This window comes from Bacillus sp. FSL K6-3176, from assembly GCF_038003325.1.
Lineage (GTDB): Bacteria > Bacillota > Bacilli > Bacillales > Bacillaceae > Bacillus > Bacillus altitudinis.
This window is the reverse complement of the sequence record NZ_JBBOOX010000001.1, coordinates 2,323,376-2,340,481: the sequence shown is the minus strand read 5'-3', so window position 1 is coordinate 2,340,481 and position 17,106 is coordinate 2,323,376. Positions and strand designations below refer to the sequence as shown.

19 protein-coding genes are annotated in these 17,106 nt (G+C 41.3%); 18 read left to right on the top strand and 1 reads right to left on the bottom strand.

The genetic code is table 11. From position 1 onward, the window contains the following. Positions 1-33: 33 nt before the first annotated feature. Complete coding sequence (locus MHB38_RS12165) at positions 34-963, bottom strand: Na/Pi symporter (RefSeq protein WP_076822234.1); 930 nt, start codon at positions 961-963, stop codon at positions 34-36. 182 nt (positions 964-1,145) lie between these two features. On the opposite strand from MHB38_RS12165, the gene rpsU reads away from it, so the two are divergent. The 18 genes from rpsU (at position 1,146) to MHB38_RS12075 (ending at position 17,086) form a co-directional block, all read left to right on the top strand. After that, on the top strand, positions 1,146-1,319 hold the full coding sequence (rpsU, locus tag MHB38_RS12160; RefSeq protein ID WP_003152957.1) for a 30S ribosomal protein S21: 174 nt from the start codon (positions 1,146-1,148) through the stop codon (positions 1,317-1,319). Between the two features lie 14 nt (positions 1,320-1,333). Next, positions 1,334-1,783: a GatB/YqeY domain-containing protein gene (locus MHB38_RS12155; protein WP_007501319.1), complete on the top strand. Its 450-nt coding sequence runs from the start codon at positions 1,334-1,336 to the stop codon at positions 1,781-1,783. Between the two features lie 141 nt (positions 1,784-1,924). Further along, the gene (locus MHB38_RS12150; RefSeq protein ID WP_007501318.1) at positions 1,925-3,238 is read left to right on the top strand and encodes an NfeD family protein; all 1,314 of its coding nucleotides are present in this window, start codon (positions 1,925-1,927) and stop codon (positions 3,236-3,238) included. A gap of 27 nt (positions 3,239-3,265) precedes the next feature. Continuing rightward, a complete protein-coding gene (gene floA / locus MHB38_RS12145) occupies positions 3,266-4,258 on the top strand; it encodes a flotillin-like protein FloA (protein ID WP_007501317.1) in 993 nt (330 codons plus the stop codon). 31 nt (positions 4,259-4,289) lie between these two features. After that, positions 4,290-4,787, top strand: a complete 498-nt coding sequence (locus MHB38_RS12140) for a hypothetical protein (protein WP_024718815.1) — start codon at positions 4,290-4,292, stop codon at positions 4,785-4,787. 206 nt (positions 4,788-4,993) lie between these two features. Further along, positions 4,994-5,275: a sporulation protein YqfC gene (gene yqfC / locus MHB38_RS12135; RefSeq protein WP_076822232.1), complete on the top strand. Its 282-nt coding sequence runs from the start codon at positions 4,994-4,996 to the stop codon at positions 5,273-5,275. An 18-nt stretch (positions 5,276-5,293) separates the two neighbouring features. After that, positions 5,294-6,484: a sporulation protein YqfD gene (gene yqfD, locus MHB38_RS12130; protein WP_041506935.1), complete on the top strand. Its 1,191-nt coding sequence runs from the start codon at positions 5,294-5,296 to the stop codon at positions 6,482-6,484. A gap of 3 nt (positions 6,485-6,487) precedes the next feature. Beyond that, positions 6,488-7,447, top strand: a complete 960-nt coding sequence (locus MHB38_RS12125; RefSeq protein WP_008342419.1) for a PhoH family protein — start codon at positions 6,488-6,490, stop codon at positions 7,445-7,447. A 114-nt stretch (positions 7,448-7,561) separates the two neighbouring features. Continuing rightward, on the top strand, positions 7,562-9,676 hold the full coding sequence (locus MHB38_RS12120; RefSeq protein WP_370648338.1) for an HD family phosphohydrolase: 2,115 nt from the start codon (positions 7,562-7,564) through the stop codon (positions 9,674-9,676). Beyond that, positions 9,677-10,156, top strand: a complete 480-nt coding sequence (gene ybeY, locus MHB38_RS12115) for an rRNA maturation RNase YbeY (protein ID WP_017358013.1) — start codon at positions 9,677-9,679, stop codon at positions 10,154-10,156. Next, positions 10,134-10,520 carry a diacylglycerol kinase family protein gene (locus tag MHB38_RS12110; RefSeq protein ID WP_076822228.1) on the top strand — a complete coding sequence of 129 codons (387 nt, stop codon included), beginning with the start codon at positions 10,134-10,136 and terminating at the stop codon, positions 10,518-10,520. The genes ybeY and MHB38_RS12110 overlap by 23 nt, the downstream gene beginning before the upstream one ends. Positions 10,521-10,632: 112 nt before the next feature. Further along, complete coding sequence (locus MHB38_RS12105) at positions 10,633-11,031, top strand: cytidine deaminase (protein ID WP_008342410.1); 399 nt, start codon at positions 10,633-10,635, stop codon at positions 11,029-11,031. Beyond that, entirely contained in the window at positions 11,024-11,929 is a 906-nt protein-coding gene (era, locus tag MHB38_RS12100) for a GTPase Era (RefSeq protein ID WP_007501305.1), read from the top strand. Before MHB38_RS12105 ends, era begins: the two co-directional genes overlap by 8 nt. Positions 11,930-12,076: 147 nt before the next feature. Then, positions 12,077-12,220, top strand: coding sequence for a YqzL family protein (locus MHB38_RS12095; RefSeq protein ID WP_008342408.1), 144 nt, complete (start codon positions 12,077-12,079; stop codon positions 12,218-12,220). 35 nt (positions 12,221-12,255) lie between these two features. Further along, positions 12,256-13,026: a DNA repair protein RecO gene (gene recO, locus MHB38_RS12090; RefSeq protein WP_007501304.1), complete on the top strand. Its 771-nt coding sequence runs from the start codon at positions 12,256-12,258 to the stop codon at positions 13,024-13,026. A gap of 329 nt (positions 13,027-13,355) precedes the next feature. Continuing rightward, positions 13,356-14,243 (top strand): glycine--tRNA ligase subunit alpha, encoded by an 888-nt coding sequence (glyQ, locus tag MHB38_RS12085; protein ID WP_003217487.1) that lies wholly within the window; start codon positions 13,356-13,358, stop codon positions 14,241-14,243. Next, positions 14,236-16,281 carry a glycine--tRNA ligase subunit beta gene (gene glyS / locus MHB38_RS12080; protein WP_099496613.1) on the top strand — a complete coding sequence of 682 codons (2,046 nt, stop codon included), beginning with the start codon at positions 14,236-14,238 and terminating at the stop codon, positions 16,279-16,281. Before glyQ ends, glyS begins: the two co-directional genes overlap by 8 nt. 166 nt (positions 16,282-16,447) lie before the next feature. Next, positions 16,448-17,086: a helix-turn-helix transcriptional regulator gene (locus MHB38_RS12075; protein WP_024423017.1), complete on the top strand. Its 639-nt coding sequence runs from the start codon at positions 16,448-16,450 to the stop codon at positions 17,084-17,086. The last annotated feature ends 20 nt before the right edge of the window (positions 17,087-17,106 follow it).

Sequence of the window (17,106 nt, the reverse complement as noted above, 5' to 3'; positions counted from 1 at the left end):
AAAACCGGCAGCCATTAGGCAAGCCGGTTTCTTTTATGTTGACCGATTCGGAAGAAGGAACAAAATCAAGGCGTGAAAAGGGCGGATGAACGGGAAAAAGAGGAGAGAACTTGCCACATTAAACAGCAGACTAAAGTGCGCAATCTGCTGGGCAGGAGAGCTTGCGAGAAGCGCAACAAACTCTGTGATAAAGGCGAGAAAAGGAAAACATAAAAGAACACCTAGAACATTAAACACAACGTGTGCATACGCGGTTTGGCGTGCTGCATAACCGCCAGAGATAGCAGCCATCACGGCAGTAATACATGTCCCGATATTGGACCCTAAAACAAAGCTGATGCCTTCTTTTAGAGCGACAGTCCCTTCATTCATAAATCCCATCAAAATACCGATACATACGGAGCTTGAATGAACAATCGCCGTGAGCACTGTACCAGAGAGAAGAGCTGTCCAATCGGAGTGCTGCATCATTTCAAGGAAATGCAGTGTCTCTGGCTGACTGGTCATCATCCCTGCAATTTTTGAAAAACCTTGAATGCAAAAAAAGATCATGCCAAGCCCAAATAAACTTTTTCCTGCATATCGAAAAGACTTCCTGCCCAAAATGATACATAAAAGACCAGCTGCAATCAGAACCCACATAAACACGTCCATCTTAATGGCAATAAATTCTGTCGTAAATGTTGAGCCGATATTCGTTCCAAGAATCATGGGTATGGATTTTTTAAACGTGAGAATGCCTGTACTCACAAAGCCGATAACGATGACCATAAACGCCGAACTGCTTTGAAGAACCCCTGTAAACACAATACTGACCAAGAATGCTTTGACTGGATGATCTGTAAAGAGAAGAAGTGATTTCTCAATACGAGACGACGTGAGCGCCATTAATCCTTTCCTAAGCAAACCCATTGCCCATAAAAAAATGAAAATAAGTGCACAAAAATAAATGATCGCCATCATAGAAAAGTCCTCCTCTTACCAATGAATATATGGACTTGTCTACCTGCTCATGACGAAAATATATTTCCAAATCACTTAGTTGACCTCAACCTAGGCTTATATTATAATGTCTAGGTACATGTTTTGCATGTATATCTTTTTTTAATGCAGTCGATTGGTGTATTCGGAGGGAGGGAAAGAGAATGTCAAAAACGGTCGTTAGAAAAAACGAATCGCTTGAAGATGCTCTTCGTCGCTTTAAACGCAGTGTATCCAAAACTGGAACATTGCAAGAAGCAAGAAAGCGTGAATTTTATGAAAAGCCTAGCGTAAAGCGTAAGAAAAAGTCTGAAGCTGCTAGAAAACGTAAATTCTAAAGAGGGTGGATTTTATGAGTCTTCTTGAGCAATTAAATTCTGATATGAAGCTTTTTATGAAAAACCGAGAGAAAGACAAGCTTATTGTCATTCGTATGGTAAAGGCTTCACTGCAAAATGAAGCAATAAAGCTTAAGAAAGACAGTTTGACCGGAGATGAGGAACTAACCGTCCTTTCCCGCGAGATTAAGCAACGTAAAGACTCCCTCCATGAATTTTCGAAAGCTAATCGCTTAGATTTAGTAGATAAAGTTCAAAAAGAGATTGACATTTTAGACGTTTATTTACCTGAACAGCTTTCTGAAGAAGAACTGCAGGCGGTTGTGAAAGAAACAATCGCCGAAACCGGTGCTTCATCGAAAGCTGATATGGGTAAAGTGATGAGCGCTATTATGCCAAAAGTAAAAGGTAAAGCTGATGGTGCTGTGATTAACAGACTTGTCAGCGAGCAACTGTCTCAATAAAAAAGTATCCTTCTCATGTTAGAAGGGTACTTTTTTTATGTCTTCATAAACCTGTCATATAAAAATGAAACCTATGATACATTTGTAACGTATGTAAAGGAACGGTAAAATGAAAGAAAGAGAGGGGGGATCACCAAATAGATGAAAAAAATGAAAATTTCTATTGCTCTCTTCAGTTGTTTTATAATATGCTTGTTATTAGGGGTTCAATTGACCGCGAAATCAGCAGATCAGAAAGTTCATGTTATCCCAATTGAAGATACAGTAGAAAAAGGACTTTCTAAATTCATTGAACGATCATTTGAGCAGGCAAAGTCGGAACGGGCTAAGCACATCATTCTCGACATCAATACACCAGGTGGTGCAGTCGATGCGGCGCTTGAAATAGCCGATACCATTCGTGCATCCGATATCCCAGTGACAGCGTTTGTGAATCATAGAGCGCTTTCAGCCGGGGCATTCATCGCCCTAAATGCCGATCAAATTTATATGACCCCAAACGGAAAGATGGGGGCTGCGGCGATCATTGACGGTGAAGGCAACGCTGCCGATCAAAAATCTGAATCTCTATGGCTTGCTGAAATGAGTGACGCTGCTGAAAAGCAGGGGCGTGATCCAAAATATGCTCTTGCGATGGCAGATGTAGATATAGACGCAAAAGAAGCTGGTGCACCAAAAGGAGAATTGCTGACCTTTAACACAGATCGGGCGCTTCAGTTCGGTTATGCAGAAGGAGAAGCGAAAAATATGGATGACTTGCTTCAGAAGCTGAACTTAGCAGATGCTTCTGTTCAATACGATGAAGTGAGCTTTGCTGAAAAGGTTGCGCGTTTTCTCACGCATCCGATCGTCATTCCTATCCTTTTATCCATCGCGAGCTTAGGGTTAATTGTTGAATTATATTCTCCCGGCTTTGGGGTCCCAGGTACCATGGGAGTCACAGCGCTTCTTCTATTCTTTTATGGTCATCTCGTGGCAGGTTTTGCAGGATATGAGACATTGTTCCTGTTTTTGGCAGGGATTGTGTTGATCATTCTGGAATTATTTTTGCCAGGGGGAATCGTGGGTGTCATTGGACTAATCTGTGTCGTTGTCAGCTTATTTTTAGCAGCTGGAAGCTTTACAGAAATGGCGATTTCCATCTTGATTGCCACTGCTGTTTCAATCATAGCAGTTATTTTATTGACAAAGGTGTTGGGGAAACGTATGAAATTTTTTAAAAAGTTCATTTTAACCGATTCAACCAATAAAGAAAGTGGTTATGTCTCAAATGAAACAAGAGATGATCTTGTAGGACAAATCGCAGTGACAGCAACAGCACTTCGTCCATCTGGTACGATTGTATTCGGAGACGAGCGCATTGATGTTGTGTCAGAAGGTGCTTTTATCGATAAGGATGAACAAGTAAAAATTGTGAAAGCGGAAGGCTCACGCATTGTCGTGAGGAAAGTATAGATATACTGATTTTATAGGAGGAATAAAATGGATCCATCTACTTTACTATTATTTGTGATTATCGCAGCAGGTTTGATCGTTCTATCGATCTTCTTCACCTTTGTACCGGTGATGCTGTGGATTTCTGCCTTAGCGGCTGGCGTAAGAGTGAGCATTTTTACACTTGTAGGAATGAGACTTCGCCGAGTGATTCCAAACCGAGTGGTCAACCCGCTCATCAAAGCGCATAAAGCAGGTCTTGATGCGACGATTAACCAATTAGAAAGCCACTATCTTGCAGGTGGTAACGTAGACCGCGTTGTCAACGCACTGATCGCAGCTCAGCGTGCGAATATCGAATTGAATTTTGCTCGCTGTGCGGCAATCGATCTAGCAGGACGTGACGTACTTGAAGCTGTCCAAATGAGTGTAAACCCTAAAGTCATTGAAACACCATTTATCTCAGGTGTTGCGATGGACGGGATTGAAGTAAAAGCAAAAGCACGTATTACAGTTCGTGCAAACATTGACAGACTTGTCGGTGGTGCAGGGGAAGAAACGATCATTGCTCGTGTAGGTGAAGGGATTGTCTCTACAATCGGTTCATCAGATAATCATAAAAAGGTTCTTGAAAATCCTGATATGATTTCTCAAACGGTTCTTGGTAAAGGATTAGATTCAGGTACAGCATTTGAAATTCTCTCGATTGATATCGCAGATGTTGATATCGGTAAGAATATCGGGGCGATCCTGCAGACAGACCAAGCAGAAGCCGACAAAAACATTGCACAGGCGAAAGCAGAAGAACGCCGCGCGATGGCTGTTGCACAAGAACAAGAAATGCGTGCGAGAGTTGAAGAAATGCGCGCGAAAGTAGTAGAAGCAGAGGCTGAAGTACCACTTGCAATGGCCGAAGCACTACGTGAAGGTAATATTGGAGTTATGGACTACATGAACATTAAGAATATCGATGCTGATACGGATATGAGAGATTCATTTGGCAAAATGACAAAAGGTCCATCTGATAATGAAAACAAATAAGCATCCTCTCACGCTTTAAGGAGGGAGCCCATTGGACATTCTATTTGAAAATCCGTTACTAATAGCGATTATCATCGGTATTATCTCTGCGGTCTTTGGGAAAATCGGCAAACAAGAGGAGAACGAACAAAAGAACCAGCAAAACAAACCGGCTCCTCAACGTAAACCAGTGCCGCAAAAGCAAACAAAACAAACAAGTCCAGATCCAGTCGTGACGGACCAGCTCGACGATTTTGGCGATGTACATGATCATGGCGGGATGAAGAAACAAGGTTCACAGTCCTTACAGGATCGTTATACAGCTACACTTGCCGAAATGGAAGAAAGAAAAAGCGAGCTGAATAAAGAGTTTCAATCGCTTGAAAGAGAACTTACAAGGCCAAAGGCAGCATCTGCTGGAATGAAGCCGAAAATGATTGAGAAACTCAACCAAGATACAGTCGTTCAAGGGATGATCCTTGGTGAAGTATTTGGAGAGCCTCGTGCGAAAAAGCCACATCGAACGATGAAACGACCATATAAAAGATAAAGAAGAAAGTCCCCTTATTCTTAAGGGGGCTTTTTTGTTGCGTAATGGAGATTTTTCTTAGTCAAAATGATGAAACGGCTGTTTTACGGGATTCATTAGCATGATATGAACCGCTAAGGAATAGGATGATATAGAGGCTTTCTCATCAGTCTCACCATCTTTCAGTTTGATCTCATACACATGAGGTGGGAAGGGGTTCTTATTGAATGGGAAAAAGAAACAATCGACTTAAAGCATGGCTGACAAGAACACTTGAAATCCCTCCGGACGTGATGATGGATCTTCCCCGTATTACGATGGTTGGTAGACTCCACATTTACATAGAGAACCATAAAGGGCTTTTACTTTTCAGTGATCAAGAGGTAAGGCTGATGCTCAAGCAAGGACAGTGCATTATTTTAGGAAAAGACTTTGTGATTAAAACGATTTTGCCAGAAGAGATCTTATTAGAGGGGAAAATCGATGAGGTCCGTTATATTGATTCTTAACTGACGGAGGGGAGAAACGTGAAGAACAAATGGTTTGCCTATTTTATTGGCAGAGTGGAAGTGGAGATAAGAGGAAGCGGTATTGAGCGGCTAATCAATGAGTGCACGAGACAGGGGATCACAATTTTTCAAGTGAGCCGCCGTCAAGACAGCGTGCGCTTATTTATTCGCCTCTCAGATGTACATGCCTTTAGAAAAGTGCGCAGACATCATGAGGTGAAATGTTCATTTCATCAAAAGAAAGGGTTCCCGTTTCTTCTTCTATGGTCGAGAAGAAATATTGGATTCACCCTCGGGATGGCTTTTTTCCTAGTGACGATATTGGCTCTTTCAAATATGGTGTGGAAAATTGAGATTAAAGGTGCGAATCCAGAAACAGAACATCAAATGAGAAAGCATCTAGATGAAATTGGGGTACAAAAAGGGCGTTTTCAGTTTCTTATGGGGACACCTGAAAAAATACAAAAGTCATTGACGACCAATATTCAGAGCATTACATGGGTCGGGGTTGAATTGAACGGAACGACGTTTCAAATGAAAGTGGTCGAAAAAAATGAGCCTGAAAAGGAGAAATATACGAGTCCTCAGCACATCGTTGCCAAGAAAAAGGCGGTCATCACGAGAATGTATGTAGAAAAGGGGGAACCGCTTGCCCAGGTCGATGAACATGTGAAAAAAGGGCAGATGCTCGTCTCTGGTTTGATTGGGAGTGAAGATCAGAAAAAAACGGTCGGAGCCAAAGCGAAAATATATGGTGAAACATGGTACCGATCTGAAGTTTCTGTCCCTCTCCGAACATCTTTTGATGTCTTTACGGGTAAAATGAAGACAAAGCACAAGCTCTCCTTGTTTGGAGGCTCCATCCCATTTTGGGGATTTTCCTTTAAAAAAGATGATTTTCAGCAGCCGAAAACAGAAAAAGAAGTTCACCCGCTTCATTTCTTGAATATGCAGCTGCCGTTCTCCTATGAAAAGGAAATCACACGAGAAAGTGAAAAAATAAATCGAGAATACACAAATAAAGAAGCGGTTCAAGCAGGGATTAAAATGGGTAAAAAAGAATTAGAAGAAAAGCTAGGTCAAACAGGTGAGGTGAAAAGTGAAAAAGTTTTGCACGAGACAACAGGGAATGGTAAAGTTAAGTTAATCATCCTTTACCAAGTAATAGAAGATATTGTTCAACCAACACCTATTGTTCAGGGAGACTAGAGAATGACAGAACATTTACTTGAGATTCAACAAAAATTGGATAGCCCAAATGAAGCCATTGCTTTATTTGGCAATCAAGATGCTTATCTGAAACTGATGGAAAACGAGCTGAATGTCTCCATTATCACACGTGGAGAGAAAGTGTATGTTTCTGGTCAGGAAGCATCAAGAGATACTGTGAGCCGTTTGATTACATCTCTCTTACATCTCATTCGTAAAGGAATTGAGATTTCTGAGCGGGATGTCGTCTATGCCATTAAAATGGCGCAAAAAGACAAGCTCAATTATTTTGAAAATATGTATGAAGATGAAATTACGAAAAATGCCAAAGGCAAGTCGATCAGAGTCAAAACGATCGGCCAGCGTGAATATGCTGCGGCAATGAAAAAAGATGATCTGGTCTTTGGGATTGGACCTGCTGGTACAGGTAAAACGTATTTAGCAGTGGTCAACGCCGTACATGCCCTCAAAAATGGACATGTCAAACGGATTATCCTGACAAGGCCAGCTGTTGAAGCAGGAGAAAGTCTTGGCTTTTTGCCAGGAGATTTAAAAGAAAAAGTCGATCCTTATTTAAGACCGCTATATGATGCTCTGCACGATGTGCTTGGTAGTGATCATACGGAACGTTTAATTGAGCGCGGAGTGATTGAAATTGCCCCTCTTGCCTATATGAGAGGGCGGACGCTTGATGATGCATTTGTGATTTTAGATGAAGCGCAGAATACAACGCCAGCTCAAATGAAAATGTTTTTGACGAGACTAGGCTTTGGTTCTAAAATGGTCATTACAGGAGATATTACACAAATTGATTTGCCTAAAGGTATGCAGTCAGGCCTTGCAGCTGCAAAGGACATGCTTGCTGAGATCAAGGGTATCTCATTCATTGAATTAGATCAGACAGATGTGGTCAGACACCCGCTTGTGGCGAAGATCATTGGAGCATACGAAAAGCAAAAATGAACTGAGTGACCCGATCGCCTTAATCGGGTCATTTTGTTTCGATCGTGGTTTAAAGTAAAAAAGGAGGTACTTTCCTTGAGAAAGAATCAGAAAGGCAGTAAGCGCAAAAGGCTGCTGTCTAAAAAAGAACCTCAGAAAATGGAGCGCTCACGCTATTTAAACGTACTGCTATACGCTGGTTTAGCGGCCATCCTGTTTGTGGTGCTCTTCTTCCATGTAAAGCCTGAATCGCTCGACCTAGATTTGTTTTCAGTGAGCGAACAGACCATCTATTCTCCGTCTACCGTTGATGACCAAGAAGCAACAGAAGAAAAGAAACAAGAAGCAACGGATCAAGTGGAAGACCAATATACACTCAAAAAAGCGTATTCTGATAATCGTGTTGACCTCATTTCATCCCTCTTTGAAGCCATTAAAGAAGAGAAGAAAGCAGCAGCTGATGACAAAGAGAACCCGCCAACAGATCAAGAGATGGTGAAGCGTGTAAAAGAGAAACTCACAACCGATATGCAGGAAGCTGTTTCGGATCAATCGATTAAAGCGCTGCTCCAAGCAAGTGACGAAAATCTTTCTTTTACAAAAGATTCCATCATCACAGTGGTCAATTCTCTCATGAGTAAAGAAATCACAGCTTCTAAGCTGCAAGATGAAAAGAAACAAGTGAAAGCAGAGCTTGAAAACAATTCGATTCCGTCAAAATATTTAAATGCAGCGAAAGAAATTGGTGAATTTGCGATTATTCCAAACTATGTATTTGACCCGGTCGCAACAGAGAAGAAAAGACAAGAAGCAGCTGATAATATCCAGCCGGTTCAAATTAAGCAAGGGCAAATTTTAGTGGAAGAAGGAGAGCTCATTGACCGCGAAGTGTATCGCAAATTAGAACTGACCGGCCTTTTAAACAGCTCCAATTTGTTTAAGCCTGTAAGCGGTCTTATCATCTTAATTGGTCTCTTCTTAGCGGCGATTGTCCACTCACTGGAATCGAGGAAAAAGTCGCTCGTCCATAAGAATAAATCGTTACTGCTGTACTCGCTTATTTTCACCATTATTTTAATCATCATGGAAGTATTCAGTCTCTTCCAGGAAACCAAATATACAACCATCGGCTACGTCGTGCCTGTGGCACTTGGCACGATGCTGATTAAGCTGCTGATCAATGAGCGGCTGGCGATCTTCTCCGGCCTTGTATTTGCCCTTTGCGGCAGTATGATGTTTAATCAAGGAGTAACAGGCGTCTTTAACTATGTCATCTGTGCTTATTATTTAATAAGCGGGATGGCGGGGATTTTATTTTTGAGAAAACATAATGCGAGATCAAAAATTTTGCAGGCGGGGCTTTGGGTAGCTTTGGTGAATGTACTTGTTGTGCTGTCCATTATGCTGATTCAAAATTCTTCTCCATCAGGGCTTGAAATAGGTGTGAACCTCATCATGGCGATTGTGTCAGGGTTTGCATCGGCTATTTTGGTTATTGGGTTAATGCCAGTCTTTGAGAGCATGTTTGGCATTCTTTCGACCATGAAGCTTATTGAATTATCGAACCCGAATCATCCGCTGCTGAAAAAGATCTTAACAGAGACGCCAGGTACATATCATCATAGTGTCATGGTGGCGAATTTAGCGGATGCTGCATGTGAAGCAGTCGGTGCAAATGGATTGTTAGCAAGGGTTGGAGCTTATTATCATGACATTGGAAAAACGAAAAGACCACAATACTTTATCGAAAACCAAATGAACATTGATAATCCACACGACAAGCTTTCTCCTCAGCTGAGCAAGAATATTATTATTGCCCATACGACAGATGGTGCTGAAATGCTGAGAGAAAAGAAGTTTCCAGAGGAACTTGTGGACATTGCAGAACAGCATCACGGAAAGTCCCTGCTGAAGTTCTTTTACTATAAGGCAAAAGAACGGGATGATCAGGTGACAGAAGAAGAATTTCGTTATCCTGGTCCAAAACCGCAATCGAAAGAAGCGGCCATTATTTCTGTAGCTGACAGCGTGGAAGCGGCGGTTCGTTCGATGCATAATCCAAACCCTGAGCGGATTGAAAAGCTTGTGAAAGGCATTATTTCAGATAAGATGCAGGATGGACAATTTAGTGAATGTGATCTGACATTTAAAGAATTAAATATTATTAGCCAAACAATTTGTACAACATTAAAGGGGATTTTCCATTCTCGGATTGAATATCCAGATGCCCCGAAGCAGAAGGTGAAGTAAATGACATTGTTAATCGATTTAATAGATGAAACAGGACAAGTAACGAAAGAGCAGCTTGAAGAAGTGGAAAAGCTTCTTCAATTTGCTGCGGATGCCCTTGAGGTAAAAGATCAAGCGGAAGTATCAGTGTCGATCGTTTCGAATGAGGAAATTCATCAAATTAATAAAGAATACCGAGGAAAAGATGCACCAACAGATGTGATTTCATTTGCACTTGAGGAAGAAGGCGAAGGGGAAATTGAAATCATTGGTGCTGATGACATTCCGCCGGTACTAGGTGACATTATCATTAGTGTTGATCGAACGAAAGAGCAAGCAGAGGAATATGGACATTCCTTCATGAGAGAGCTAGGATTTTTAACGATTCATGGTTTTCTTCATTTGCTTGGTTATGATCATATGACAGAAGAAGATGAAAAAGAAATGTTCGCCAAACAGACAAAAATTTTGGATGATTATGGCCTTTCGAGATCATCGTAAGAAGCGAACGCCGCTTGTCCGTTTTTTTCGGAGTTTTTATTATGCATTTAGAGGAATAGGGCGAACTTTCTTGAATGAACGGAATTTTCGATTCCACACAGTCGCAGCCATCATCGTGGTGATTTGCGGCTTTTGGTTTCACATTCATCCGGTTGAATGGATGATCATTCTGCTTTTATGTGGCGGGATGTTTGCGTTAGAACTTGTGAATACAGCGATTGAACATACAGTAGATCTTTTCACAGAAGAGAAGCATCCTCTTGCTGAGAGAGCGAAGGACGCCGCAGCAGGCGCTGTTTGCGTTTACGCCGCCATTTCGGTTATGATTGGGTTGATCATCTTCTTACCGAAGATCATGCAATAGAACAATATTACTATTTATTAACATTTTTAGAAATGGGCGTGAAAATGTCACGTGAATTATGTAAAATATAAATGTGACAGTGGTACCATTTCTTCTGAAAGTGGGAACTAGAATGAACAAACAAGAGTTGATTTCAGAAGCAGTCAAAGCAAGAGATTTTGCATATGTACCCTATTCTAAATTCAAAGTCGGTGCAGCATTATTATCGCATGACGGAAAAGTGTATGGCGGCTGCAATATTGAAAATGCAGCATATGGTATGTGTAATTGTGCGGAAAGAACAGCACTTTTTAAAGCGTACTCAGAGGGCATCACATCTTTTCAAATGCTTGCAGTAGTGGCTGATACAGATCGGCCTGTTTCACCATGCGGCGCATGCAGACAGGTCATTTCAGAGCTATGTGCACCTGATATGCCAGTGATTCTAACGAACTTAAAAGGTCATATATACGAAACGACAGTAAACGAACTATTGCCAGGCGCATTTTCACCGGAGGATTTAAATGACTAACGAAAGCTTCAAATCAGGATTTGTATCAATTATTGGAAGACCAAATGTAGGGAAATCGACCTTTCTTAATCGTGTAATTGGACAAAAGATTGCGATTATGAGTGATAAGCCTCAAACGACTCGAAACAAAGTGCAAGGTGTTCTGACAACGAACACGTCACAAACGATTTTTATCGATACACCAGGAATTCATAAACCGAAGCACAAACTTGGCGATTTTATGATGAGGGTGGCTCAAAATACACTCAAGGAAGTCGACCTGATCTTGTTTATGATCAACGCACAGGAAGGCTATGGAAAAGGTGATGAATTCATCATTGAACGACTAAAGCAAACATCGACACCGGTGTTCCTTGTCGTCAATAAAATTGACCAAATTCATCCGGATGAACTGTTCCTTTTAATTGATGAATACCGTACACGTTACCCATTTAAGGAAATTGTGCCAATTTCAGCACTTGAAGGCAACAACATTGATACGCTTCTTCAGCAAATTGAAGGTTATCTTCCAGAAGGCCCTCAATTTTATCCGGCAGATCAAGTAACAGATCACCCAGAGCGATTTATTATTTCTGAATTAATTCGTGAAAAAGTGCTGCATTTAACGAGAGAAGAGATCCCTCACAGTATTGCGGTTGCGATTGAATCGATCAAGCCAGATGAAAACGGCAAGATTCATGTTGCAGCGACCATCGTCGTAGAACGTGATTCACAAAAAGGGATTGTGATTGGTAAGCGCGGCAGCTTATTAAAAGAAGTGGGACAAAAAGCGCGCAGAGACATTGAAGCACTTTTAGGCTCAAAGGTGTATTTAGAGCTTTGGGTAAAAGTGCAGAAGGACTGGCGTAATAAATCCACACATCTTCGTGATTTCGGATTTAGAGAAGACGAATATTAAAAACCGATACAGTTGTTAGTAGATCTGACAATGGTGCGGTTCGATTAGTAAAAATTGTTTATCATGAAATGGAGGTAGCCTGGTCAAGATAAAATTAATATGTTGGATGTAGCGTTGCTGCTTCTAATAAAGAAAGGTGGGGTTTTTATGTTGAATTTTACATGGAACGTATTTTCACAAACAGGAAGCGTTGACACGTATCTGCTTTTCAAAGAGTTAGAAAAGGAGAACCTGGAAAGACCCGATGTACTTGAAGAAGAAATAGCACGACTTGATTTTCCAATCTTATAATTCTTGACCCCCTCCAATGCTCGGAGTGTAGACAAATGCTCATTAAAAGTGAAGGAATCGTCCTTAGAACAACAGATTATGGCGAAACAAACAAAATTGTCACGCTGCTCACTAGAGAACATGGGAAAATTGGTGTGATGGCAAGAGGCGCTAAGAAATCGAACAGCCGCCTGTCAGCCATAAGCCAGCCGTTTTTATACGGAACCTTCCTGATCCAATCATCAACAGGACTTGGAACGCTCCAGCAAGGTGAAATGATGGAAAGCATGCGAACCATTCGGGAAGATTTATTTCTGACCGCATATGCCGCATATATGACTGAATTACTTGATAAAGGAACAGAAGAAAAGAAGCCAAACCCTTACTTGTTTGAACTTCTTCTTCAATCTTTACGCCATCTCAATGAAGGCACAGATGCTGATATTATTTTATTTATCGTAGAGGTTAAAATGCTGTCAGTGATGGGGTTGAAGCCTGAACTGGACCAATGTGTACACTGCGGTCAAAAAGAAGGGCAGTTCCATTTCTCAATTAGAGATAACGGATTCATCTGTAGGCAATGCTTTTCTAAAGATCCATATAAACTGCCCTTATCCCCAGCAGCAGCAAGACTGCTCCGTTTGTTTCATTATTTTGATTTATCAAGGCTTGGTCAGGTTGACGTGAAACCACAAACGAAACAAGAAATTCGTCAAGTGCTCGATCATTATTATGAAGAGTATTCAGGTCTTTATTTAAAATCAAAAAAATTCATGAATCAAATGGAATCCATGAAAAAGCTAATGGACGGTGAAAACAAAAGTTGACATCTCTCGTGACTTTTTGTAAGATCATCTAAGATCAAATATGTTGCATTGACAGAAAGAAGTACTTACGTATCAGCCATAAAAGCGACCTTAGGACGGTGTGAGCTAAGGATGGACACGTAACGAAAGGCATTCTTGAGCAACGTAAAACAAAGCGGCTGGGTGCTACGACACCAGCAAATAGGGTGGAACCGCGGGAAAAACTCTCGTCCCTATGTTTGCAAGGAACCTTGTGAGCATAGAGACGGGAGTTTTTGTGTTTTGCAAAAAGGTTCTAGGCCCCACCGCCATACATAGCGGATGGTGTAAAAAAGATGGAGGTGCGATCATTGAATATTCAAGACATGATTTTGACACTGCAAAAGCATTGGTCAAATGAAGGCTGCGTATTAATGCAGGCATATGACACAGAAAAAGGTGCTGGAACGATGAGTCCATACACGTTCCTCAGAAGCATTGGGCCAGAGCCATGGAAGGTAGCTTATGTAGAACCTTCAAGACGCCCGGCTGACGGCAGATATGGAGAAAACCCAAACAGATTGTATCAACATCATCAATTTCAAGTGATCATTAAGCCATCACCTGACAATATTCAAGAACTGTATCTAGAATCATTGAAGGCGCTTGGCATTGACCCGCTGAAACATGATATTCGTTTTGTTGAAGACAACTGGGAAAACCCATCTCTTGGCTGCGCAGGACTTGGCTGGGAAGTTTGGCTTGATGGAATGGAAATTACGCAATTTACGTATTTCCAGCAAGTCGGCGGTTTAGAATGTAAGCCAGTTTCTGTTGAAATCACATACGGAATTGAGCGTCTTGCTTCTTACATCCAGGACAAAGAAAATGTATTTGACCTTGAATGGACAGATGGCTTTACTGTAAGAGATTTATTCTTAATGGCTGAATACGAGCATTCTGTGTATACGTTTGAAACATCTAATACGGATATGCTGTTCGATTTATTTACAACGTATGAAAAAGAAGCACATAGTCAAATGGACAAAGGGCTTGTTCACCCGGCATATGATTATGTACTCAAATGTTCTCACACATTTAACTTGCTTGATGCCAAAGGCGCGATTTCTGTGACTGAGCGAACAGGCTATATCGGAAGAGTACGTCAGTTAGCGAGAAAAGTAGCCAAAACATATTACGAAGAACGAGAAAAACTAGGATTCCCTATGCTAAAAGAGGAGGCGGCTTCTCATGAATAAACAAGATGTATTACTTGAAATCGGCTTAGAAGAGATGCCGGCTCGTTTCATGCCAGAAAGCACAAAGCAGCTAGGTGACAAAGTAAAAGCTTGGTTCGTAGCGCAAAATATTTCATTCGAAGACGTTGCTTTATTTAATTCACCAAGACGTCTAGCTGTACTCGTCAAAGGTGTTGCAGAAAAACAAGAGGACATCAAAGAAGAAGCAAAAGGACCAGCTAAAAAGATTGCTCAAGATGCTGAAGGCAATTGGACAAAAGCTGCCGAAGGTTTTGCCCGCGGACAAGGCGCTTCAACTGATGATCTGTATTTCAAAGACATCAAAGGTGTGGATTATGTCCATGTCCAAAAGTTTCAAGAAGGTAAACAAGTCAAAGACCTTCTTCCAGCATTGGGGGACATTGCCGCTTCATTGAGTTTTCCAAAGAACATGAGATGGGGAAGCGAGGATTTACGCTATATCCGTCCAATTAAATGGATTGTTTGTTTATTTGGTCAAGAGATCATTCCTGTCGAAATTGCAGGAGTGAAAAGCGGACGGGAGACTAGAGGACATCGTTTCCTAGGGACGACAGCCAGCATTGACACACCAGCTTCTTATGAGCAAACATTAAGAGATCAATTTGTCATTGTAGATTCAGATAAAAGAAAACAATTAATTACTGAGCAATTACATGCGCTTTCTTCCGAAAAAGGCTGGGTCATTCCAGTTGATCCTGAGCTTCTAGAAGAAGTGAACGATCTCGTTGAATATCCAACCGTTCTATTTGGTTCTTTTGAAGAAGAATTTCTTGCGCTGCCGGAAGAAGTGCTTGTCACGACAATGAAAGAGCATCAGCGTTATTTCCCTGTGAAAAATGAACAAGGGGAATTACTGCCGCACTTTATTACGGTCAGAAATGGAAACAGTGAGGCACTTGAAAATGTGGCAAGAGGGAACGAAAAGGTCCTTCGCGCACGTTTATCAGATGCGGCATTTTTCTATAAAGAAGACGAAAAACTCGTCATTGAAGACAACATTCAAAAGCTTGATAAAGTCGTATTCCATGAGAAACTTGGCACGATTGGCGACAAGCTGAAAAGAGTAACAGACATTGCCGTCCGCCTTGCTAGTCATGTGGGTGCAGATGAAGAAACGTCTAAACGCGCTGCAAGAGCAGCCAGTATTTCTAAATTTGACCTTGTGACTCAGATGGTCTATGAATTCCCAGAACTGCAAGGAATCATGGGTGAAAAATATGCTAGAGCACTTGGCGAGCATGAAGAAGTGGCAAAGAGTATCAACGAGCACTATATGCCGCGTTTTGCCGGTGACGATGCGCCGTCAACACTTATTGGGGCGATTGTTGCAGTGGCGGATAAGTTAGATTCTATTTGTTCATTCTTCTCAATTGATGTCATTCCAACGGGCTCTCAAGATCCTTATGGATTAAGAAGACAAGCGAGCGGTATCGTTCAAATCCTGCTAGACCGCCAATGGAATCTTTCATTTAAAGAGCTTTTAGCACTAGCTCAAGTAGATGCAAAACATGAAGCGGCTCTCATTGAATTTTTAACACACCGTTTGAAATATGTTCTCCAAGCAGAACATATCCGTCATGACGTGGTGGAAGCAGTCCTTGATGTTGAAAATATTGAACCATATGCGGTTGTGAAAAAAGCGGCTGTTCTTGAAGAGAGCGTGAAACAGGAGAGTTTCAAAGAAACGGCTGAGGCACTAGGCCGCGTCATTTCAATCAGTAAAAAAGGGGAAGACGCACAGATTCAGCCTGAACTGTTTGAAAATGAACACGAACAAAAGCTATTTGAAGCGTATCAGCAAGCGGAAAAAGCCGTCAACGAGCATATGGCAAGTGGACAGTACCATTCAGCACTTGAAGCGTTAGATACGTTAAAGGCACCAATTGTTCATTATTTCGACCATACAATGGTTCATGCCGATGATGAAAAACTGAAACAAAATCGTTTGGCACAAATGGTCAAACTTGCAAAAGTCATTCAATCATTTGCGAATATGAACAATTTAATTGTAAAATAAATACCTAAGAACGGTTGCCTTTTTCGAAGGGCAATCGTTTTTTACTCATTTAATTCACGGTTTTTGAGTGGATTTTTGTTTCATTCGGACGAAGATGCGCTATAATATGATGAGTTATGAAATTGATATACATAAAGTAAGGATTCGCTCTCTCTATTTAAAGGTGGTGAGTACAATCGAGTTAAATAAACGGCAAGAGCAGATTTTACAGATTGTCAAAGAGAATGGTCCGATCACTGGAGAGCATATCGCCGATCGGCTGAACTTAACAAGGGCTACCCTCAGACCGGATTTAGCCATTTTAACGATGTCTGGCTTTTTAGAAGCAAGACCAAGGGTCGGCTACTTTTTCACAGGCAAAACAGGCACGCAGCTTCTGGCAGATAAGCTGAAAAAACTTCAAGTGAAAGATTTTCAGTCCATTCCGGTCGTGATACACGAGAATGTTTCGGTTTATGATGCGATTTGTACGATGTTTTTAGAGGATGTGGGCACATTATTCGTTGTGGACGATCACTCTATTTTAACAGGCGTGTTATCAAGAAAAGACCTCCTTCGAGCAAGTATTGGGAAACAAGAGCTTCCATCTATACCTGTCCATATTATTATGACAAGAATGCCGAACATTACCGTTTGCCGCAAAGAAGATTTTATTATGGATGTGGCCAAGCACTTGATTGAAAAGCAAATAGATGCACTTCCTGTTATAAAAGATACGGATAAAGGCTTTGAAGTGGTCGGCAGAATTACGAAAACAAACATGACGAAAATACTTGTTAGCTTATCAGAGAACGAAATTATCTAATTACAGAAGACTGCGAGGGG

What these genes read in the sequence shown, in the direction of transcription:
- MHB38_RS12125 (WP_008342419.1), top strand. Translation starts at nt 6,488, where the DNA reads ATGACAGAACATTTACTTGAGATTCAACAAAAATTGGATAGCCCAAAT.
- ybeY (WP_017358013.1), top strand. Translation starts at nt 9,677, where the DNA reads ATGACATTGTTAATCGATTTAATAGATGAAACAGGACAAGTAACGAAA.
- MHB38_RS12105 (WP_008342410.1), top strand. Translation starts at nt 10,633, where the DNA reads ATGAACAAACAAGAGTTGATTTCAGAAGCAGTCAAAGCAAGAGATTTT.
- MHB38_RS12095 (WP_008342408.1), top strand. Translation starts at nt 12,077, where the DNA reads ATGTTGAATTTTACATGGAACGTATTTTCACAAACAGGAAGCGTTGAC.
- era (WP_007501305.1), top strand. Translation starts at nt 11,024, where the DNA reads ATGACTAACGAAAGCTTCAAATCAGGATTTGTATCAATTATTGGAAGA.
- recO (WP_007501304.1), top strand. Translation starts at nt 12,256, where the DNA reads ATGCTCATTAAAAGTGAAGGAATCGTCCTTAGAACAACAGATTATGGC.
- MHB38_RS12155 (WP_007501319.1), top strand. Translation starts at nt 1,334, where the DNA reads ATGAGTCTTCTTGAGCAATTAAATTCTGATATGAAGCTTTTTATGAAA.
- floA (WP_007501317.1), top strand. Translation starts at nt 3,266, where the DNA reads ATGGATCCATCTACTTTACTATTATTTGTGATTATCGCAGCAGGTTTG.
- rpsU (WP_003152957.1), top strand. Translation starts at nt 1,146, where the DNA reads ATGTCAAAAACGGTCGTTAGAAAAAACGAATCGCTTGAAGATGCTCTT.
- glyS (WP_099496613.1), top strand. Translation starts at nt 14,236, where the DNA reads ATGAATAAACAAGATGTATTACTTGAAATCGGCTTAGAAGAGATGCCG.
- MHB38_RS12150 (WP_007501318.1), top strand. Translation starts at nt 1,925, where the DNA reads ATGAAAAAAATGAAAATTTCTATTGCTCTCTTCAGTTGTTTTATAATA.
- MHB38_RS12110 (WP_076822228.1), top strand. Translation starts at nt 10,134, where the DNA reads ATGGCCTTTCGAGATCATCGTAAGAAGCGAACGCCGCTTGTCCGTTTT.
- MHB38_RS12165 (WP_076822234.1), bottom strand. Translation starts at nt 963, where the DNA reads ATGATGGCGATCATTTATTTTTGTGCACTTATTTTCATTTTTTTATGG.
- yqfC (WP_076822232.1), top strand. Translation starts at nt 4,994, where the DNA reads ATGGGAAAAAGAAACAATCGACTTAAAGCATGGCTGACAAGAACACTT.